At 62.1% G+C, this 20,300-nt stretch carries 16 protein-coding genes; 7 read left to right on the top strand and 9 right to left on the bottom strand.

The genetic code is table 11. The features are described from left to right. The first annotated feature begins 506 nt into the window (after positions 1-506). The 6 genes from BCAL_RS05465 (at position 507) to BCAL_RS13135 (ending at position 6,278) form a co-directional block, all read left to right on the top strand. Entirely contained in the window at positions 507-1,655 is a 1,149-nt protein-coding gene (locus BCAL_RS05465; RefSeq protein WP_043167499.1) for an ATP-binding protein, read from the top strand. 283 nt (positions 1,656-1,938) lie between these two features. Then, entirely contained in the window at positions 1,939-2,418 is a 480-nt protein-coding gene (locus BCAL_RS05460) for a hypothetical protein (protein WP_052119315.1), read from the top strand. A 185-nt stretch (positions 2,419-2,603) separates the two neighbouring features. Next, positions 2,604-3,512, top strand: a complete 909-nt coding sequence (locus BCAL_RS12175; protein WP_052119316.1) for a type IV toxin-antitoxin system AbiEi family antitoxin domain-containing protein — start codon at positions 2,604-2,606, stop codon at positions 3,510-3,512. Positions 3,513-3,540: 28 nt separating this feature from the next. Further along, positions 3,541-4,461 (top strand): nucleotidyl transferase AbiEii/AbiGii toxin family protein, encoded by a 921-nt coding sequence (locus BCAL_RS05450; RefSeq protein WP_052119317.1) that lies wholly within the window; start codon positions 3,541-3,543, stop codon positions 4,459-4,461. A 174-nt stretch (positions 4,462-4,635) separates the two neighbouring features. Beyond that, positions 4,636-5,799 carry a hypothetical protein gene (locus BCAL_RS05445; protein ID WP_238549626.1) on the top strand — a complete coding sequence of 388 codons (1,164 nt, stop codon included), beginning with the start codon at positions 4,636-4,638 and terminating at the stop codon, positions 5,797-5,799. Between the two features lie 302 nt (positions 5,800-6,101). Further along, the gene (locus BCAL_RS13135; RefSeq protein WP_156101962.1) at positions 6,102-6,278 is read left to right on the top strand and encodes a beta-ketoacyl-[acyl-carrier-protein] synthase family protein; all 177 of its coding nucleotides are present in this window, start codon (positions 6,102-6,104) and stop codon (positions 6,276-6,278) included. A 216-nt stretch (positions 6,279-6,494) separates the two neighbouring features. Here BCAL_RS13135 and BCAL_RS05440 read toward each other — a convergent pair whose 3' ends face one another. From BCAL_RS05440 to BCAL_RS05400, 9 genes are all read right to left on the bottom strand, one after another. Beyond that, entirely contained in the window at positions 6,495-7,826 is a 1,332-nt protein-coding gene (locus BCAL_RS05440) for an Nramp family divalent metal transporter (protein WP_081887294.1), read from the bottom strand. Positions 7,827-8,259: 433 nt separating this feature from the next. Further along, positions 8,260-9,045: an HNH endonuclease family protein gene (locus BCAL_RS05435; protein WP_052119318.1), complete on the bottom strand. Its 786-nt coding sequence runs from the start codon at positions 9,043-9,045 to the stop codon at positions 8,260-8,262. After that, positions 9,038-9,937 carry an aldo/keto reductase gene (locus tag BCAL_RS05430; protein WP_043167501.1) on the bottom strand — a complete coding sequence of 300 codons (900 nt, stop codon included), beginning with the start codon at positions 9,935-9,937 and terminating at the stop codon, positions 9,038-9,040. The genes BCAL_RS05435 and BCAL_RS05430 overlap by 8 nt, the downstream gene beginning before the upstream one ends. A gap of 47 nt (positions 9,938-9,984) precedes the next feature. After that, entirely contained in the window at positions 9,985-11,055 is a 1,071-nt protein-coding gene (locus BCAL_RS05425; RefSeq protein ID WP_043167521.1) for a LacI family DNA-binding transcriptional regulator, read from the bottom strand. 166 nt (positions 11,056-11,221) lie between these two features. Then, complete coding sequence (locus BCAL_RS05420; protein ID WP_043167503.1) at positions 11,222-13,384, bottom strand: beta-galactosidase; 2,163 nt, start codon at positions 13,382-13,384, stop codon at positions 11,222-11,224. Between the two features lie 24 nt (positions 13,385-13,408). Further along, positions 13,409-14,416, bottom strand: a complete 1,008-nt coding sequence (locus BCAL_RS05415; protein ID WP_043260024.1) for a carbohydrate ABC transporter permease — start codon at positions 14,414-14,416, stop codon at positions 13,409-13,411. After that, positions 14,413-14,550, bottom strand: coding sequence for a hypothetical protein (locus BCAL_RS13130; RefSeq protein WP_156101961.1), 138 nt, complete (start codon positions 14,548-14,550; stop codon positions 14,413-14,415). The genes BCAL_RS05415 and BCAL_RS13130 overlap by 4 nt, the downstream gene beginning before the upstream one ends. Then, positions 14,550-15,479, bottom strand: a complete 930-nt coding sequence (locus BCAL_RS05410; RefSeq protein ID WP_043167600.1) for a carbohydrate ABC transporter permease — start codon at positions 15,477-15,479, stop codon at positions 14,550-14,552. The genes BCAL_RS13130 and BCAL_RS05410 overlap by 1 nt, the downstream gene beginning before the upstream one ends. A gap of 603 nt (positions 15,480-16,082) precedes the next feature. Beyond that, the gene (locus BCAL_RS05400) at positions 16,083-17,444 is read right to left on the bottom strand and encodes an ABC transporter substrate-binding protein (RefSeq protein ID WP_043167598.1); all 1,362 of its coding nucleotides are present in this window, start codon (positions 17,442-17,444) and stop codon (positions 16,083-16,085) included. Between the two features lie 335 nt (positions 17,445-17,779). Between BCAL_RS05400 and BCAL_RS05395 the strand changes: the two genes are divergently transcribed. Further along, complete coding sequence (locus BCAL_RS05395; RefSeq protein ID WP_238549625.1) at positions 17,780-20,290, top strand: sugar porter family MFS transporter; 2,511 nt, start codon at positions 17,780-17,782, stop codon at positions 20,288-20,290. Positions 20,291-20,300 lie beyond the last annotated feature (10 nt).

The following is a 20,300-nucleotide window of genomic DNA, read 5'->3' as shown; positions in this document are numbered from 1 at the left end:
TCACGGCAGTAACGCAGCCCACGTTCCACGTACGCTGGACGGCGATGGCAACGTCCGGACCGACGGTACTACCGTATGACCCCGTTTTACGTACGCCGAGCGGCGATCAGTGTACGCGGAACGGGACCATACGGCCGATATCACCCGATTTCGTACGCCCACTCACGGTCAGCATACGAAAACGGGTGATCCCACGCCGATAACCCCAAGGACCGTACGCTACGAGCCCGGCAGCATACGAAAACGCGGAGTCGGGCCAAGATAGCCACGGACAACGTACGCACATTCCGGAAATCACTACGCGGGCCAAGGCGACATCATCGCCAATGACACGTACACCGTGTCGGAAGTCGGCTCATCGCCCAACGGCACCGGAAAACGACGAATCGCCCCGGTCTTGGCACCATCACTGACGGCACCCCGTGCCGCTCATTTTATTTTTTCATAAGTTTTCATAATGTTTTATAATGTTTACGAAAGTTCGTGATCACAGGAAGGCGCATGGAATGACCGACACCAGAAGCAATCCCTTCAAGCCAAGTGCCGGGTTCACACCCCCACTGCTGATCGGCAGAAACGAGGTCATAGATGATTTCGTCGAGGGATTGGACGACGGCCCCGGCGCTCCTTCCCGCCTCATGCGCATCACGGGAGCCAGAGGCGTCGGCAAAACCGTGCTGCTCTCCGAATTCTCTCGCATCGCCCAGGAACGCGGCTGGGACGTCATCAGAGAATCCGCGTCAAAAGGCTTGGCAGCACGACTCGTGACGCATCTACGTACCGAGAAGGGATCATTCGGATTCAGAGTAAGCCCCAGCATCAGCATCGCAAACATCGCCGGCGGCAGTTTGGGGGAATTCCACTACGAATCACCGCAACAGATGCCGTTGACATTATCCGACGCATTGCACGGCAGACTGACCGAACTCGAGAAGAGAAAAACGGGACTTCTCATCACAATCGATGAAGCACAGGCCACCAGCAGGGATGATATGATCGCCATCGCCACGGCCGCTCAGGACATGAACACGGAGAATAGAAACTTCGCCTTCGTGTTCGCCGGTCTGCCATCCATGTCATCAAAATGGCTCAACGACGAGGCGACCACGTTCATGCGACGTGCGGAACCACATATGCTGGCCGACGTACCCTTGGATGACGTGGCCGAGGCTTTCGAGGACACCTTCACCGAATCAGGCATGACCATATCCGGCGAGGCATTGCGTACGGCGGCAGAAGCCACCTACGGATACCCATTCATGGTCCAACTGGTGGGATACCACATCTGGCGACTCGTCAGACGCCGACACCCGCTGAATCCCGTCGTCTCCATGGAGGACGCCCGTGAAGGCATCGCCAAAGCACTCGTTCGGCTTGGCGACACCGTACACGGCCCCGAGCTCGATAGTCTCTCGCCGGTCGACAAAACCTATCTGCTTGCCATGGCGCAGGACGACGGCCCATCATCCACATCCACGATCGCCAGCCGCATGGGCAAGGACGTCAGCTATGCCAGCACCTACCGGGCCCGATTGCTCGACGCACAGGTCATCGAAGAGAAAGGATACGGACTCGTCGACTTCGCGATCCCCTATCTACGAGAATATCTACGCGAACATGCGGCATATATTCGCATGAGCATCGAACAGTGCTAGCGGCTTGGCTAGAGGCTTGGCTAGTGGCTTGTCCGCCTGTGTGAAAACAGGGAAATGGAACCGTTGAACACTGCCAAGGCTCACGACCTGCTCATAACCGGCGCCACAACCGGTACCACAACCAGCAATCATTTGCACCGTTTTATGCCGGCCGTAATGCGACAAATGCCCCTTCGGATAAGAGCGGCCCTGCATTACCGCGATACTCGCGGTTATTCGTTATACTGATATGGAAATACCTTTGGAAATTCCACTGGAATACCACTGAATCAAGGAGTTCAATATGGCATTCGCCCTTCAGGGATTCAAGGAAGTCGAATTCGTCAAGCCGGTCGGCAGGATCGTGATGACGTTCACCGGCAACACCATCCGCTTCAACAAGGCCACCGCGCAGGCCCTCGGATACCCGGCGTACGTGCGCCTGCTGGTCAACGAGAACACCAAGCAGATCGCCGTCGCGGTCACCACCTCCAAGGCGCTCAACGCGGTGAAGTTCAGCAAGCCGGAAGGCAAGCAGATCCTTTCCGTGAGCATCCGCGAGAAGAACGCCATCGAGGCGATCGGCAAGTTCTTCACCCTCACCGACGCCCCGGAGGGCGAGGTCGCCTACGCGTCCGTGGACGGCGAATACTTCCCGCACGAGAAGGCCGTCATCTTCAACGCCGAGAACGCCACCGTCGGCACGATGAAGCGCCGCGGCCGCAAGAAGGCTTCGGAGTCCGCTGAGGGCGCCGAGTCCGAGAACACCGAAACCGCCGAGTGACCATCACCCGACGTCGCCTATATTCGCGCTGAATCGCACTGATTCCCCATTGCCCTGAAGGCTGGAGATGCTGGTGCATCGCACAAAACCTTCAGGGCAATGCGTATAGGTCGTTTCTTTCACCACATACCCTCAACCCGCTTACTCATGCTTGGATTGTATACTTTATAGTATACAATCCAAGCATGGTTAGAAGCTCAATCATTCAACGCCTCACCCCGCTGACGGCAACCCAGTGGGGGCTGGTTACCACTGCACAGGCGCAACGGCTGGGCGTCGCACGGTCCCTCATGTCTCGACTGGAATCAACAGGCAAGCTAGAGAGGGTATGCAAGGGCGTGTACCGCAACATCTCCGCCCCGTCCGAACAGTTTGAATCGCTGCACGCCGCATGGCTATCCCTGTATCCCGAAAGAACCGCGGAGGAACGACTGCAGATCACCCCTCCCGACGCCGTAGTATGCTCCCGTACCGCAGCATGGCTCCTGAGGGTAGGCGATTTCGTTCCGGAACCTTATTGCTTTAGCACTCCTTCAAGGAAGCAAACGCAGCGGACGGATATTACGATTCGGCTAAAAAGCTATCCGATCGAGTCACTGACCGTACGAGAGGGTCTGCCGATCACCACCTTAGAGCAGACCGTTGCTGATCTTGTCGCGGAGAATATGGATCTTTCACTGGTGTCAGGCATGTTCCTGAACTGCAGCATCGAAACATACGACAATCTCAACCGCCCATACCTTGAGAAACTGCTTGCCCCCTATGCAAAACGTAACGGTTTCACCACCGGAGATGGCGCTGGGATGCTCCGCGAGCTTACCGCTCCCGTCGACGAACGCATCCAACAAGGCATCCAATCGGCCCAGAAGCTGATTGCGCAAATTATGTCTCCGCAAATCAGAGAGCTGCAAGAGACCATGACCCAGATCGCGTCATCACAGCAATATTCCGATTCCCTGTCTCCGATAATCGATACTCTCGTCAGAACACAGAACACGGCATTCACGCAAGCAACGCAACAGATACTAGAGGCAGTTCGTCCCCGTATAGCTCAATCACTCCGGCCACCCGATTACAATCAGAAATCCAGGTAGCCGGCAGAACGTCCAAAGGAGCAACGCAGTGGCCAATGATCATTACACGAACGGTCTAGCCGTCGAACAAGCCATCAAAGCCGCGGCAAAAAGCGAACACCAACGGCATCCAGAGCGCAATATAGCCGACATCATTCGGCAGATGCATCACGACCGTTTCCTAAGCCGTGTGTTCAGCGAAGATGAACACAGCGAATGGGTGCTCAAGGGAGGCAGCGCCATGCTTGCCCGTATCCCTACGACCCGACGAACATTAGATGCAGACCTGTTCGAGCAGGGCTACGATCTGGACCAATCCCTCGAGGACCTGAAGCGTCTCGCATCCAAGGATCTGCATGACTTCTTCACCTTCACCTTCGATTCGGTCACGCCCATTGCGCAGGGAGACAACCAGCCATACCTTGACGGATACCGGGTGGTCTTCCGCATGAGTTTGGGAACGAAGGAGCTCAGCAATATCCACGTCGATCTTGTCACCCATCAGGGGGCTTTACAGAACGTCGAGGTCATCTCTCCCCGGAATCTTCCAGCATTAATCAAAAAATTGGAATCTCATCAATACCGTCTCTACCCCATCGCCAATCAGATAGCCGACAAAGCATGCGCCGTAGTAGAAAGAATAAGTGGACGCGAATCCACGAGAATCAAGGATCTTGTGGATTTGATTATCATCGCCAACACACAGGATTGCAATGCGACTGAACTATCGGAGGCCTTGCGCAGCGAATGCCACAGACGGCATCTCCCATTCCCGCTCGTCTTCCACGTTCCCGGAAGCTGGAAAACCTCGCAATTCAGAAAGACCGCAGCAAGCACCCCAGCCCGGTCATACGATCTTGAGGAGGCAGAAGATCTCGTTATTCGATTCCTGAACGTGCCCATTTCAGATGGCACACCATCCACACACTGGAACCACGCCGATCTCAGATGGGAAACACCTGACGAGTGATTCGATGCTCAAAGGCTCATGACAGTGAACAGCTGAGCATATAAGACACCTTTTACACCATAGTTTGCACAGCTGTTCTCGCCTACGCCCATCCGGAGGGATAGCGACCCTTCCACCCGTCACGCGAATTGTGGATAAGTGGATATCCACAGGGGTTTCGTCCACATTGGTCGTTTGGGCTTTCGCACGTACGCGATCGCCCTGTACGGTGCCGCCATGACTACTTACGGCGCAATCACCTCGACAAACGACGACGTTTCCGCCTCCGACGGCTTCGGCATCGATGCCGAATGGGACGGCATTCCTCCCGCGAACACGCTTTCGCCACCGCACACGGCTTACTCCCGCTCGCGCGGGGAATACGGATCGAACGCGTTCCGATCGCCGAATGGTACCGATCCCACGCAACCGACCCTGCACGAGTCGCTCGCCGACCGCAGACGAGACACCGTCCAACGGTGCACGGACGCGGCGAAATCCGCCGGCAAACGACTCCTCTTCGGCATGACCACATCACTCGCACTCCAATCCGTGCCGATACCCGACGACTGTGATCTCGACACCGCGCAACTGCACACGGTCTCCAGCAGCGGTGACCGACGCACGCGGCTGGCGGATCCGTCGATCACAGCGCACATCTGGCAGCCTCTCGTCCAGTACCCCGACGCCAATGTGCGCATCAACCAGCATGTCTACGCACTGGATCTGTTCCACACCTGGGCACAACTCGCCCATCATCTGACGATGGAATCGCTGATCGTGCTCGGCGACGCGATCATCACCGCGATCATTCGGCAGCCGAAGCTCGCGCAGGGGCGGGATGCGGAGACGATCCGTCGCGAGCTTATGGGCTTCGCGGATGCTCTGCCTCGTTTCAGGGGAAAGCGAAATTGCCAGACGGCATCGCTGCTCATCAGGGCGGGCGTGGATTCGCCCACCGAAACCCGCGAACGACTGTCGCTGCTGAAACACGGGTTGCCTGAAATGGTGCTGAATCATGTCGTTTCTGGATCGACCTTCCGCTCGGGAGCGGCCATGACGCTGGATATGGCGTGGCCGGAGTATCGGGTGGCGGTCGAATACGATGGCGATCATCATCGCACGAACAAGGCGCAATGGCGCAGGGATCAGGAGAAGCGCGATCGTCTGCGCAGCAGAGGATGGCTGATCTTCATCGCGACTGGTGCGACGCTTGCGGATGCCGGCGCACGAGCGGAACTGGCGTTTCATGTGGCGAGGGCGCTGATGACGCGTGGAGCGGAGTTCCCCTTCCGCGTGTTGGAGGCGCCGATTGAATCGGTGGCCAGGGAGGCTCGGAAAAGAGCGAAGCGGCAGTGAGTTGAGTGTGGTTCAGCTCAGGTGTTTTGAGGGTTGTTGAGAGTCCCGGGAATTCCGAGAGGCCTGAGAGGTACGGGAATCCCGGAAGTCCTAAGGATCCCGGAGATCCCGAGATCCCGAGAGTCCTAGTAGGCTCAGGATTCTCGGGAATCCCGGGAGTCCTAAAAAGCCCGGGAAATGATGTGGAATTCGTAGAGGGGAAGGAGTCTGAGGAAGGCTTCTAGGGAAGGAGCCTGCCACTCAACGCGAAAACGCAGTGAAATACCGTTGAGCGGCACAGATCGCTGCCGCTCAACGCAAATATGATGGTTTTTGACGTTGAGCGGCAAAGCGATCGCGGCAAGAGTGCGATTACAACTGACAAGCTCATCTCAAAATGGCTTAATTCCAAGGATTCTTCAATTCGAGTCCTCGTAGGAAATCATGAATTCGGCGATGCCGCTGCCGCTCAACGCGAAAACGCAGTGAAATACCGTTGAGCGGCACAAATCACTGCCACTCAACGAGAAAACGGTGCTTTTTGACGTTGAGTGGCAGACGAGTGACAGGCTCACCACGAACCGTTGCCGCTCAACGCAAAATCAGCGGATAATCGCGTTGAGCGGCAGCCGGGAAGGGAGAAGGGAGAAGGGAGAACCCGATGGAGGGCACCGTGCCACCCGCCACCAGACGGAGTACTCTCCGCCGCACGCACCTCACGCCAGTCCGAAGAGGGTGAGGGCGATGAGGAGGACGTTCAGGGCGACGATCAGGGCGGCTACGGCGATGAAGACCACGTGCTTGACCATACCGTCGGCGTACTCCCCCATCAGCTTGCGATCGTGGGTGTAGCGCAGCAGCGGGATGATCGCGAACGGGATGCCGACCGAGAGGATCACCTGACCGATGACCAGCGCCTCGGTGGGATTCGGCGCGAACCACAGCACGATCAGGCCCGGTACGAGCGTGACCACGCGGCACGCCCACATCGGCGCCTTGATGCGCAGCAGTCCGTGCATGATCTCGGAGCCCGCGTAGGTGCCGACCGACGTGGAGCTCAGCGAGGAGGCCAACAGCCCGATCGAGAAGATCGTGCCGATGACGGGCCCGAGCACGGTGACGATCGCGTGCTGCGCGCCCTCGATCGAATCGGTGCCCTTCATGCCGTACAGCGAGTTCGCGGCGAGGACCAGCAGGCACAGGTTGACCGAGCCGGCCAGCAGCAGCGCCCACACCACGTCGATCTTCGAGCCGTGGAGCAGTTCGCGCGTGGTCGGACGCTTCTCGCCGCCCACGTAATGGTCGTTGACGAGCGTGGAGTGCAGGTAGATCGCGTGCGGCATGACGGTCGCGCCGAGCATGGAGGTGGCCATGAGCACCGAGTCGCGTCCGGTGAAGTGCGGGATCAGGCCGCCGGCCACGGCCACGGGGTCAGGCGGGGCGATGAAGAGCCCGGCGATGAAGCCGAACGTGATGACCAGCAATAGGGCGATCACCATCTTCTCGAACAGTCGATGCGTCTTGCCGCCCTCGAACAGGAGCAGCACGGTGGAGACCGCGCCGATGATCACGCCGCCGACGAACAGCGGCAGACCGAATAGCAGGTTCAGGGCGATCGCGCCGCCGATCAGCTCGGCCAGATCGGTCGCGATGGCGATGACCTCGGCCTGCATGAAGAACATGAATCGCCCGGCGTCGCGCATGCGCTCGCCGAGCAGCTCCGGCAGCGATTTGCCGGTGACGATGCCGAGTTTCGCGGATTGGTATTGGATGAGCACGCTCATCGCGTTGGCGACGACGAGCACCCACACCAGCAGGTAGCCGTATCGCGCGCCGGAGGTGATGTTCGCGGCCACGTTGCCCGGGTCCACGTACGCGACGGCCGCCACGAACGCGGGGCCGAGAATGCCGGCGAGCGCGTGGCCGTGGTGGACCTTGCCCGACTGGTGGCGCGCCGCCTGACGCTCCTTCTCGATCTCTGGTTCGGGCCGCTGGTATCCGTCGGCGCCGACGAGGTTGCCGTGTGCGAAGTCGCCGTTGCGGCGCATGGCGGCGGTGATTTTGGCTCGTTTGGCGTCGCCGTGGATGCGCCCGTAGCCGCTGCCGTGGGCGTGTCCGCTTCTGGCGATGGTCGGGTAGCTGGTTTCGGTCGATCCCGCGACGACGCGATCGCTGTTCTTGGGTGTGTGTTCCCCGTTGCCGGCGTTCCCGGTGCCGTTCCCGTTGCTGCTGCCGTTATCGATGTTCACGCTCATTTTTTCGTTATCCATCCCCCTCGCGTGTCATGCATGTCCCGCGCACATCCCGCGCATGACCATGCCATGGTCATCGATTTCCACGCAAAGGTATAGCGCGACCGTGTTACTTGCTGCTGCTTTCGCCAGTCGCATGCGCGGTCTCATTGTCGCCTCGACTACCCCTCAGGCCCGTTTCACGGGCCAGCTCCCCTGACAAGGGGAGCCGAGGGAGGCAGGGCATAGCCTACGGGATCTGCTGGGCGGGGCAGGTATGGAGGACGGCGAGCATCGCGTCCTTTTCGGCGGTGGTGACGGTCAGGCCGTAGGTCGATTTGACGCCGATCTGGCGGGCGACGTACTCGCATCGGTAGGAGCCGTTCGTCGGCAGCCAGTATGCGGCGGACGCGGATCCCTTCTCCTGGTTGGCGGGGCCGTCGACGGCGAGCAGGTTGTACGGGTCGTTGCCGAATCGCCGGCGTTTGGCGGTGTCCCAGTTGCGCGCGCCCGAGGCCCACGCGTTCTCGAGGGCGACGACGTGGTCGATCTGCACGGCGGCGGAGGTGTCCACGCCACGCGTGAAGTGGATGGTCTTGCCTGTGTACGGGTCGTCGAGCACGCCCGATTTGACCTGGCACGCGCCGGGGCCGGTCGCGGCCTTGTATCGCACGTCTTTGAGGTCGCGGGCGAGGATGTCCTCGCGGATGTCGCAGCCGTTGCCGTCGTCGTCGGTCTCCCGGTAGCCGAACGCGTCGCGATCGTAGCCGGACGCGTTCTGCGCGTCGTCGACGGTGAGTTTCGCGAGCGCGTCGGCGGCGGGCCCGGATGCAGCGTTGAGTCCCGAGACCTTGCCGATCTCGGGGCTGAGATTCGGCAGGAGCGATCCCGCGCCGATGCCGCCCAGCGCGACGACGACCATGATGATGAGCAGTCGTTCGAGCGGGCTCGCCGCGGTGAGGATCCGTCGGCGGAATCGCGCGGGGACGGCGCCTGCGCCTCTCCCTCGTCGCCGGCCGACGCGGCGATCACGCATACGTGAAGGTGAGCGGATCGTGGCCGGCGCGGGTCGGGCCGTCGAGCTCGTCGATCGCGGCGTGTTCGGCCGGGTCGAGCACGAAGCCGAACAGGTCGAGGTTCTCCCGCTGACGGTCGGCGTGGACCGACTTGGGGATGATGATCGTGCCGTTCTCGATGTGCCAGCGCAGGATCACCTGCGCCGGGGTGACGCCGTGCGCCTCGGCGATGCGCTCGATCGTGCCGTCGCCGGCGTTGAGGTCGGCGCCGCGGGCCATCGGCGAGTACGCCTCGACGGCGATGCCGTGCTCCTTGCAGAAGGCGACGACCTCACGCTGCTGCCAGGTGGGATGCAGTTCGATCTGATCGACGGCCGGCCATTCGCCGGTCTCCTCGTGCAGGCGCTCCAGATGCTCGGGCAGGAAGTTGCACACGCCGAGGGTCTTCACGCGCCCCTCCTCGCGCAGCTTCGTGAACGCCTTCCAGGTCTCGCCGCTGCGCCAGTCGAACGGGGTGGGCCAGTGGATCATGTACATGTCGACGTAGTCGACCTGCAGCTTGGCAAGGGAGTCGTCGAACGCCTTGAGGGCGGAATCGTAGCCCTGCTGGGAGTCGCGCAGCTTGGTGGTGAGCCACAGGGACTTGCGCTTCTCGCCGGTGTTGAAACCGGTTTCAGCGAGCGCGCGGCCGACGCCGGCCTCGTTGTTGTAGCCGGCCGCGCCGTCGATGTGGCGGTATCCAGCCTCGAGCGCGCTTTCGACGACCGGGGTGACGCCTTCGTCGTCGATCCTCAGGACGCCAAGGCCGATCTGCGGGATGAGATGGCCGTCGTTCAGGGTGATCACGGGCGTGTGGAATACGGGCTTCGCCGCGGACTGTGATGCCGGATTCGGCGTGGATTCGTTCGTCATGGCTGCTCCTTCGTTGCTGCTACGCACTCACTGTACACGTTGGTGCATCACCGTGTGGAGGCGCGGGCGATGACGTGCGACTTGGTCATGAGGAGTTCGGGGGCGGAAAAGTCGCCGCGAATGCGCCCCAGGATCCGTTCGACGGCGGTGGGCGCGGTCCACTCGAGCCTCGAGGCCATCGTCGTCAGGGGGATCTGCAGGTAGGGGGCCTCCTCGATGTTGTCGAAGCCGATCACCTGCACCTGACCGGGCACGTCGTAGCCGGAGGTGCGCAGCGCGGTCATCGCGCCGATGGCGAGCTGGTCGTTCAACGCGACGACGCCGTCGAACGATACGCCGGCATCGATGAGCCGCTGGGTGACGCGGGCGCCGGCGCCGATCGTCCAGTCCTGATCGGTGGCGCCGACCAGTCGCGGATCGAGTTCGAGGCCACGGCGGCGGGTCTCCTCGATGACGCCGCGCGTACGCAGCTGGGCGTTGCCCTCGATCGCTCCCAGAAGCGAGGTCTCATCGTACGTGCCGCGCGCGCCGACGATGGCGAGGTGGCGCGAACCATGGTCGTAGAGGTATCCGGCGGCGGTGGCCGCGGCGGCGATATCGTCCGGGGTCACGTGATCCGCCCTGCCCCACGTGGTGCGCGCGCCGACCACGACGAGCGGGAAGTCGACCTCGAGATCCTCCGGACGGATGTCCTCCACCTCGCTCATCGACAGGATCATGCCGTCGGAGACGGTGGAGTTGAAGTGGCGCAGCAGGTCGCGCGCGCCCTTGGCCGAGCCCTCCGCGTAGGTGGTGACGTAGACGGAGTAATCCTGCAGGCGCGCGGCGTCGATCGTGCGGTTGGCGAGTTCGGCGAGGTACGGAGGCGTGAGCGTGGGCACGGCGAGCGTGATGAAGCCGGTGTGGTCGCGGCTCAGGTTGCGCGCCGCCACGTTGACGCGGTAGCCGAGGTCCTTGATGACCAGTTCGACCTTGGTGCGCGTGGCATCGCTCATACGCCCGGAATGGTTGATGACGTTGGACGCGGTCTTGAGCGAGACGCCGGCCGCCTCAGCCACGTCGCGCAGCGTGACGCGGCGGGGGCGGGCGGGTTTAGCCGGCGTGCCGCCGGCGGGCATGGACGAGCCAAGCGCAACCGGATCGTGCGATGCCTGCGATTCCACTTCGTTCACCGATCTCACCACCCTTTACGCTATGCGTGAGGCCCGCATATACCCAATATCCGGGCACAGTCAACGAACCGCTGACACGGGATGACTTGACCCGGGTTTCGACGTCATTATCTTACCCGCGGGAAACGGTCCTGGTGATGAGAATCGCGTTGCGGCCGAGCGTGTAGGATGCAGCGTCCGGCGTCTTCGGAGCCTTTGAGGCCTCACACCGGAAGACGATGATCGGCTCTCCCTCGATTCCCGGGACCTGCACCGCTTCCTTGGCTCGGTTCAGATAGAAATCGAACCGCACCGCGCCGTCCTCGGATTCACGGATCGTGTGGATGACCTGCGGGTTGGCCGTCGCCGCATCCACAGTCGCGCCCGATGCCGCGCCGAAGCCACGCTCCCCAAGGAGCCGCGCCAGATCGTGGCGGTCCAGATCGCAGCCGATGTAGATGCCCTCGCCGTCCCCGTAGGGGTGGCGGGTGACGGCGGGCGTGCCGTCGAGTTCCCATTCGGCCGCGGCCGCACCGGCGTAGGCGGCGAGCACGGTCGTGTCCTGGGCGGTGGAGGTCACGTCGTTCTGCCACAGGCGCGTAGTCATGCCGTTCGACAGAGTGATCGCGGCAGGCTCGCCCTCGGACGTCCCGTCACCGGAACCATCGTCCGACCCGAGGATGTTGAACTCCTCGGAGCGGATGCCAAGCAGCTCGCGCAGCAGGCCGTTCCCCGCCCCCGGATAGCCGCCGAGCCCCACGTGGAATCGCTCGTCGATCAGGCCGGTCGCGTAGCCGACGACGACTCGGCCACCGGAGCGCGCGAAGTCGGCGATGCGCCGCACGTCCGCGTCGGACAGGGCGATGAGCGTCGGCAGCACGATCGTGCGATATCCGTATCCGCTCCAGTCGTAGGCGAGCGGGATCACGTCCGCACGGGCGCCGGCGTCGAGGAATGCGCGGTACCAGTCGCGCACGTCGTGCCAGTGGCTGAGCCGCATGCTCGGCAGGGTCTCGCAGCGTGTGGCCCATTCGCAGGTGGCGTCGAACAGGATCGCCGTGTCCGCGCGGCGCAGGCACGTGCCCTGCACGCCAGCATCGGAGAGCGTCTCCAAGGCCTCGCCGAGTTCGGTGACGCCCCGGTACAGCTTCGAATCCTCCCCCGCATGCGGGAGCATCGCGGAGTGGAACGCCTCGGCGCCACTGGTGGACTGACGCCACTGGAAGAAGTTGATCGCGTCGGCGCCCAGCGCCACATGCGCGAGGGAATCGCGCATGAGTTCACCGTGACGTTTGCGTGCGTTCCACGGCTTCCACTGCACGGCGGACGTGGAGTGCTCCATCACGTACCACGGGTCGCCGTGGGCCAGCGAGGCCATGAGCGCATCCGAGCAAGCCAGCTCGTCCAAGTGCGATTCGCCCTCGTGGAAGTAGTGGTCGTTCGAGACGAAATCGACCTCGTCCGCCCACTGCGCGTAGTCCATGCAGCACTGGTCGGTGGAGACCATGAAGTTCGTCGTGCACGGCTTGTCCGGGCAGATGGCGGCGATCGCGTCGCGCTCGGCCTTGTAGAAGTCGAGGAGCATGTCGTTGCCGAATCGCTCGAAATCGAGCTGCTGGGCGGGATTGACCATCGAGTCGCCGCCCATGTGGCGCGGCAGCAGCACCTCGTCGAAGCCGTTGACATGCTGCGACCAGAACGCCGTGCCCCACGCCGCGTTGAGCACGTCGATGGTGCCGTAGCGCCGCTCGCACCAGAAGCGGAACTCGCGCAACGCGTCGTCGGAGTAGTCGTACCGGTTGTTCCAGCCGTACTCGTTGCCGACGTGCCATGCGGTCACGGTCGGGTTGTCCTTGTAGTGTTCGGCGAGTTCGCGGCACAGGCGCAGCGCGTACCGTTTGAACACCGGACTCGTGGGTCGCCACGACTGGCGGCTGCCCGGGTTGACGACATGGCCGTACCTGTCGACCGGAAGCACCTCGGGATGCGATTCGTACAGCCACATCGGCGCGGCGGCGGTCGCGGAGGAGAGATCCACCGCGATGCCCGCACGCCCGAGCTGGTCAATGACACCGTCGAGCCAGTCGAACGTGAACGCGCCTTCGGTCGGTTCGATGCGATCCCAGCTGAAGATGGCGAGGGCGACGGTGTTGACATGCGCCTGTTTCATGAGACGGATGTCGTCGGCCACCACGTCGTCCGGCCACTGGTCGGGGTTGTAGTCGCCGCCGAACGCGATGCCGCGACCCGATTCCGTAAGCAGCGCCGGCCATTTGAATGGTCTACGCGATGTCATTTCCATGATTGCTCCGAATTATTGTTATTCCTTGACGGCGCCGGCGGCGAGGCCGGACTGCCAGTACTTCTGCAGGGCGAGGAACGCGATCACCAGCGGGATGATCGTGATCAGCGAGCCCGTGATCACCAGGTTCTGGATCGCCTGACCACCGGCCGTGGACGCCTGGTCCTTCCACTGGTTCAGACCGATCGTCAACGGATACCAGTCCGCGTCCTTCAACATGATCAACGGCAGGAAGTAGTTGTTCCACGTCGCCACGATCGTGAACAACGACGTCGTCACGATACCCGGCGCCAACAGGGGCAGACTGATCTGCCAGAACGTACGGAACTCACTCGCGCCATCCACGCGAGCCGCCTCGAGCAGTTCGGTCGGCACGGCCTGGTCGCTGAAGATCCACATCAAGTAGAGTCCGAACGGGCTGATCAGACTCGGGATGATCATGGCCCACGGCGTGTTCGTCAACCCCAATTTCGCGAACAGGAGGAACTGCGGGACCGCCAACGCGATACCCGGCACGGAAATCGAACCGATGATGACCGCGAACACCGCCTTCCTGCCCGGGAACCGGAACTTGGCGAGGGCGTACCCGCCCATGATCGCCAGCAGGGTCGCGCCGCCCGCGCCGACCACCACGTACAGGAGCGTGTTGACCAGCCAGCGGCCGAAGATCCCGTCCTGATACGTGAACACCGTCACGATGTTGTCCCACAGGGCGAACGTCTTGCCGAAACCGAGACCGAACGTGCTCGTGAAGTCCGCCTGGGTCTTCGTCGCGTTGATCAGCAGGTACACGAACGGGAACAGGCAGTACACCGCAAAGATCGCGCACACCACCGTCATCCACACGCTGCGGCGCGGATTGTTCACATTCGCGAAACCGGCCTTCGCGCTGCGTTTCCTCTCGGCGGCCTCGTCGCGGGCGATGCGCTTCTGACGCTCGCGCTCGGCCCTTTTCGCCTCGCGCTCCTGTGCGCGCAGCTCCGCATCCGTCAAACGGGTGGACACACCCGCATTCGCCGTACTCATTTCCTGATCTCCTTACCCATCGACGATGACATCCCCGGCATCCAAAGCGACGCCCGACTGACGGCGGCGCCCACGGCGGCGCCCGCACCCGTCACGCGCGGCGCATCAGCACGCAGCACTTGCGTCACCAGCATCACTTCATCTGCTCCTTCATACTGTTCAACTGCACCGCATACGCGATCGCCATCGTGATCACCGCCATCGTGATCGCCAACGCCGCCGCATAATTCGACTGGTTGCCACTGAAGCTCAGGTTGTACGCATACATGTTCGGCGTGTAATACGTCGTGATCGCATTACCCGGCACCATATTCTGCAAAATCGAAGGCTCATTGAACAACTGGAACGAACCGATGATCGAGAAGATCACCGTGATCGCCAGACTGCCCTTCAACTCCGGCAGCTTGATGCTCTTGACGATCTGCCACTCGCTCGCGCCATCGATCGACGCCGCCTCATACAGGCTGTGCGGGATCGTCGACAGCGAGCTGTAGAAGATCAGCATGTTGTAACCCGTGAACTCCCACGTGTTGATGTTCCCGATCGACGCCAAGAGGACGTTCGGAGCGAACAGATCGATGTTCGTGCCGAAGAAGTCATTGAACGAACCGATCAGACCGTACTTCGCGCCATACACGAAACCCCAGATCAGGGTCGAGACCACCGCGGGGACCGCGTACGGCAGGAACGTCGAGATACGGAAGAACTTCGTGCCATGCAGCTTCATCGAATCGATCGCCAACGCGATCGCGGCCGCCAGGAACAACATGATCGGCACCTGCACCACCGTGAACAACGCCACACGACCCACACTGCTCCAGAACTGACCGTCCTGGAACAAACGCGCGTAGTTCTCCACCCCGACGAACCTCGTACCGCCGATCATCTGCTTCTTGAAGAAACTGATATAGATCGCGTACACGATCGGAATGATGAACACGAACACGAACACCACCGCAAACGGCGCCATGAACTTCCAACCACGCCAATCCGGCTTATGTTTGTTGACCCGGGCGGCCACCGAATGGCCGCCGGTCATGACGGGAACCGATTGTTCGGACATAATGAATCACTTTCTTGACAGTACATACAATTTCAGGCAATTAGAGGAGGCAGAAAAGCCAGACAGCCGGAAGCCCGATCGGGGACCGGAGCGAAACCCGAGTCGGATGCCCGAGGAAGCCAGGAATACCACTGACCTCGACCCTGATTGCTGCGTTATGACACGGTTTCTGCGTTATAAGGGGTACTTTCGGGCCTTTGCGGATATCTATCTCGCTTATGAGGGGTATCCTCACGATGGCATACACAGGTATTCTCGTGATTCAATTACGCCATGAAGCCATTTCCGCGTTCGGATACTACGCGAGGGCACCCCTCATAAGCGAGATAGATGTCCGCAGAACGGCAAAAGTACCCCTTGTAAGCGAGTTATCCGCGGTTTACGAGCAGAACACCCCTCTGACATGAGAAACGCCACCGCGCAAACCCCTTCGCTCGCTCCACGACGGCCTTCAAACGAGGCGGGTGACCGGACATGTTCCAGCCACCCGCTTGCCTCATTTGCGACGAGCCCGCGCAACCGCCTCGCCCGATGTTTCGCCCCAGCTATTCGCTGACGAGCTCCCGAGGCGAGGCACTGGCCAAGCAGGCGACTCGCCTAGGCTCACTTGACGGTGACGGTGTAGCCCTGCTGCTCGCCCTGCTCGGCCAGCTTCTTGCCGTAGTTCTCCAGAGCCTGCTCGAGAGTGATCTCCTTGGTGTAGGCCTTGGAGACCTCGTCGCCGTAGGTGGACTGCGCGTACGGGTTGTACGGCAGGTACTGGAACTTCTCGGTCGGGCGCTGGGCGGCCTCGGCGAGGACCTCGTTGACGTTCTGGCCACCGAAGTAGTCGTTGGTCTTCTTGTTGGCCTCGGTGGTCGGATCGGTGAAGGAATCGGACTGCAGGATCTTCTTCAGGGACGGGAAGGTGCCGGTGTCGGCCATGGTCTGGGCGCCGTCGCCGTGGGTCAGGTACTCGACGAGCTTGTAGGCCGCGGCCTGGTTCTTGGAGAGCTTGACGACCGCGAGCGCGGAGCCGCCGTCCTCGGCGGAGACCTCCTTGCCCTCCTCCCATTGGGGCAGCTGGGCGACGCGCCAGTTGCCGGCCTGATCGGGGGCGCCGGTCATGAGGTTGATCGGCATCCACGCGCCGATGGTGAGCGAGGCGATGGTGCCGTCGTTGAGCTCACGGTTCCAGTCGTCGGACCAGTTCGGGGTCTTGGTGTCGACGAGGTCCTCGTCGATGAGCTTCTGGACGAACTTGATGTAGCGCTGCATGCCCTCGTCCTTGGTCATGTTGATGGTGATGTTCTCGCCATCGACCGTCCACGGCTTGGCGCCGGCCTGCCAGACCTGCGCGGTGAACGGCTGGTAGTCGTTGGAGGTGCCGGCGATGTTGGTGATGTAGGAGCCGGTGGCGCGGATCTTCTTGGCGGCCTCGTAGTAGTCGTCCCACGTCTTGATGGATTCGCCGTCGACGCCGGCCTTGTCGAACACGGCCTTGTTGTAGAAGAACATCTCCGGGCCGGAGTCGATCGGCAGCGCGTACGGCTTGTTGTTGTACTGCAGCTTGTTCCACGGGCCGGCGGCGAAGTCGTCGGAGAGCTTGTCGGCGCCGAACTCCGAGAGGTCGACGAGGCCGTCGGTCACGGCGAACTGGGTGACGGTCGGGTCCTCGAGCATGACGACGTCCGGGGCGCCGTTGCCGGCGGCGATCGCGTTGGAGAGGGCGGTGGAGGTCTTCTCGGCGGTGCCCGTGTTGTTGAACTTGACGGTGATGCCGGGGTTGGCCTTCTCGAAGTCGGCGAGGATCTGCTTCATCGAGTTGCCGGAGTCCCAGCCCCAGAACACGAGCTCGGCCTTGTCGGCGTCGCCCTTGTTCGCGGAGTTGTCGCTGGAGGCGTCCGAACCGCCTCCGCAGGCGGCGAGTCCGACGAGCGTGGCGACCGCGGCACCCGCCGCGACGATCTTCTTCAGGTTGTGCATGATGTTATCTCCTCCTGGACATGCGAGTCGGAGTGCATTCTCCGATTCGTTGCCGTCCTGTTTCCTGTCTGCCGTACTTGATGGTACATCCGTGTACCAAGTACGATTCTTATGATACAGCCGTGTACCAATTTGTCAACGGGCAACCGCGGGACAGCGTGTCGAGCCTGACGGATCAAGCGGACACACAGTGGACGCACAGCGGACGCACAGTGGAATCATCCAGCCAAAAATGCCAGGCATCGGTAATATAGGCCACAATCCCCCATAGCTGCATTTGAGAGGAAGAGCAAATGGCGGGCCTGTTTCAGGCTGTTTCGAAACAGCGGAACCCCTTGGGAACGACGATCCGGACGCAGGGTTCGGGCAAGTACACGTTCGGGCTGGCCCTAAGCGCCGGCCTCGCGGGACTGCTGTACGGATACGACACCGTATCCATCTCCGGCGCGATCAAATTCCTTCGCGCGAAATACAGTCTCGACACCGTGATGGAGGGACTGGTCATCTCCTCCATCATGATCGGCGCGATCATCGGCGCCGCGGCGGCCGGCTTCCTGTCCGACAGGTTCGGCCGCAAGAAGATCCTCATCATCGGAGGTGTGCTCTTCCTCGTCTCCGCCATCTGGAGCGCGCTGACCTTCGGCCCGATCACCCTGATCGCCGCGCGCATCGTCGGCGGATTCGGCATCGGACTGACCGCCGCGCTCGCCGTCACCTACATCACCGAATCGGCGCCAACCAACATCCGCGGACTGCTCTCCTTCTCCTACCAGATGCTCGCCGTGTGCGGCATCTTCCTGACGAACGTCATCAACTACGTCATCGCCTCGTACGGCACGAACCACTGGGACGTCGAGACCGGCTGGCGATGGATGCTCGGACTCGGCGCGATTCCCGCCGTCGCCTTCCTCGCGGCGATGCTGCGAGCGCCCGAAAGCCCGCGATTCCTCATCCAGATCGGCAGGGTCGACGAGGGATTCGAAGTGCTCGAGCACATCCTCGGCACCGAGCGCGCCCGACTGCGCACCGACGACATCAGCGCGTCGGTCAAACTCGAGAACGAGATGTCCAAGGAGTTCCACGACCTGTTCCGCCCGGGTCTGCGCAAGGCGCTCATCATCGGCATCTTCCCGGCCGTATTCAACCAGTTCGTCGGCATGAGCGCGATCTCCTACTACGGACCGGTCATGTTCGCCGACATGGGATTCGGCGGCGACACCGAGTTCCTCGCCTCCGCGAGCGTCGGCGGCATCGAACTCGTGTTCACGGTCGTGGGCATGTACCTGATCGACACGTTCGGGCGCAAACGTCTCATGGCGATCGGCACCGGACTCATGTGCCTGTTCGCCCTGTGCATCTCCGCATCCTACGCGATGGGCAGTTCGCTGCTCACGCTCGTGTTCGTGATGATGTTCGCCGCGTCGTTCGCGTTCTCGATGGGACCGATCCCGTGGATCGTCATCCCCGAGCTCTTCCCGACCTACCTGCGCGGACGCGCCACCGGACTGTGCGTGACCTGTCTGCTGTTCGCCAACTTCGTGATCGCGCAGTTCACGCCGATGATGATCGACGGGCTCGGCGGCGGCATCTCGTTCGCGATCTTCGGCATCCTCGACCTCATCGGACTGGCCGGCATCGTCACCATCGTTCCGGAGACGATGGGACGCACGCTCGAGGAGATCGAGCACCTGTGGCAGCCGAACACCGAACTGGCCGCGGCGAAGTACGCGCTGAGCTCGGCCGACGCGAACATCCGCCACGCCGAGGCGACGATGATGCGCGTCGAGAATGAGCGCCTGCAGGCGATGGGCATCATGGCTGCGGCCGAACGGGCTCGAGTCGCCGCGCAGAAGAAGATCTTCGAGATCGAGGTTGCGGAGCGGTCCAAGGCCGAGCGCCAATCGGCCGAGCGGGTCGCCGAGGAGGCGCGTCAGGCGGCGCATACGCGCGGAGCCGAATCGCTGGATGTATCGCTGGCTGCGCGTGGCGAATCGACCAGAAACGCCGATATCGCCTCGGGGATCAGACGGATGAAGCCCGATGCGGGTCGCTCCGGCAACGCCTACCTGCATGAGTCGCAGCTGCATGGCGAGAGCGAGGAGACGGTCACGTCCCATTCGATCGCGATGGCCGATGGCGGGAATGCCGCCGGGGGTATTGGCGATTCGGGCGAAATCGGCGTTTCGGTCAATTTGGGCGAGCCAAGCGAAGTCGGGATGACCAAATCGCGAACCCCGGACTCCTTGAAGACCACGGGTGCGATCCCCGCGTCAACCGGCGCCACGGACCACGGAACCGATGGGAGCGCCGGCGAACGCGCGGTTTCTCTCGTGGAGAACGGACGCGGCGGTGCCGATCGCGAAGCCGAGGTACGGGAGCAGAGCTTCCGCGAGGATTGGGATCAGGACGATCGCAGTCAGCGCGAGGAACATGAGGACGGCGTCGATGCCGCAATGCATCGGGAGACTCGGATCGAAATCCCCGATGTCGCGCCGGAAGGCATGGGATCGGGCAGATCCGGACGCAGGATCGACAGGGTCGATCCCAGTGACGGCCGCGACACCGGACGTGCCACCGGGCATAATGAGAGCCACGACGGAGGGAATGGAGACGAGCGCCGGGCCGAACGCCGGGAGCCGCGAGTGCTGGAATACGGCGAGGAGATCCCGAACCGTCCCATCACCCCTGACCCTGAACTGTCGCGGGGCGTGCTGCTGCCGCGCGAGGCCGATATCCATCCCGTTGAGGCATCGAATCCGACGGGGGTCTCGGCGAGCGAGGAGGAACGCGAGTCCGCCGCCATCGACCGCGCGCTTGACTCCCTCGACGCCCTGATCAAGGCGTAGGCGTCGGCCC

This window comes from Bifidobacterium callitrichos DSM 23973, from assembly GCF_000741175.1.
In the GTDB taxonomy this organism is placed as follows: Bacteria; Actinomycetota; Actinomycetes; order Actinomycetales; family Bifidobacteriaceae; genus Bifidobacterium; species Bifidobacterium callitrichos.
Note: the sequence above shows the minus strand (reverse complement) of the source record. Positions and strands in the feature narration are given on the sequence as shown.

Bases quoted from the DNA above. Each gene is read 5' to 3' on its own strand.
- BCAL_RS05430 (WP_043167501.1), bottom strand. From the start codon at position 9,937: ATGACGAACGAATCCACGCCGAATCCGGCATCACAGTCCGCGGCGAAG.
- BCAL_RS05415 (WP_043260024.1), bottom strand. From the start codon at position 14,416: ATGAGTACGGCGAATGCGGGTGTGTCCACCCGTTTGACGGATGCGGAG.
- BCAL_RS05440 (WP_081887294.1), bottom strand. From the start codon at position 7,826: ATGCGCCGCAACGGCGACTTCGCACACGGCAACCTCGTCGGCGCCGAC.
- BCAL_RS05410 (WP_043167600.1), bottom strand. From the start codon at position 15,479: ATGTCCGAACAATCGGTTCCCGTCATGACCGGCGGCCATTCGGTGGCC.
- BCAL_RS12175 (WP_052119316.1), top strand. From the start codon at position 2,604: ATGGTTAGAAGCTCAATCATTCAACGCCTCACCCCGCTGACGGCAACC.
- BCAL_RS05460 (WP_052119315.1), top strand. From the start codon at position 1,939: ATGGCATTCGCCCTTCAGGGATTCAAGGAAGTCGAATTCGTCAAGCCG.
- BCAL_RS05400 (WP_043167598.1), bottom strand. From the start codon at position 17,444: ATGCACAACCTGAAGAAGATCGTCGCGGCGGGTGCCGCGGTCGCCACG.
- BCAL_RS13135 (WP_156101962.1), top strand. From the start codon at position 6,102: ATGATGGTTTTTGACGTTGAGCGGCAAAGCGATCGCGGCAAGAGTGCG.
- BCAL_RS13130 (WP_156101961.1), bottom strand. From the start codon at position 14,550: ATGCTGGTGACGCAAGTGCTGCGTGCTGATGCGCCGCGCGTGACGGGT.
- BCAL_RS05425 (WP_043167521.1), bottom strand. From the start codon at position 11,055: ATGCCCGCCGGCGGCACGCCGGCTAAACCCGCCCGCCCCCGCCGCGTC.
- BCAL_RS05435 (WP_052119318.1), bottom strand. From the start codon at position 9,045: ATGCGTGATCGCCGCGTCGGCCGGCGACGAGGGAGAGGCGCAGGCGCC.
- BCAL_RS05465 (WP_043167499.1), top strand. From the start codon at position 507: ATGACCGACACCAGAAGCAATCCCTTCAAGCCAAGTGCCGGGTTCACA.
- BCAL_RS05420 (WP_043167503.1), bottom strand. From the start codon at position 13,384: ATGACATCGCGTAGACCATTCAAATGGCCGGCGCTGCTTACGGAATCG.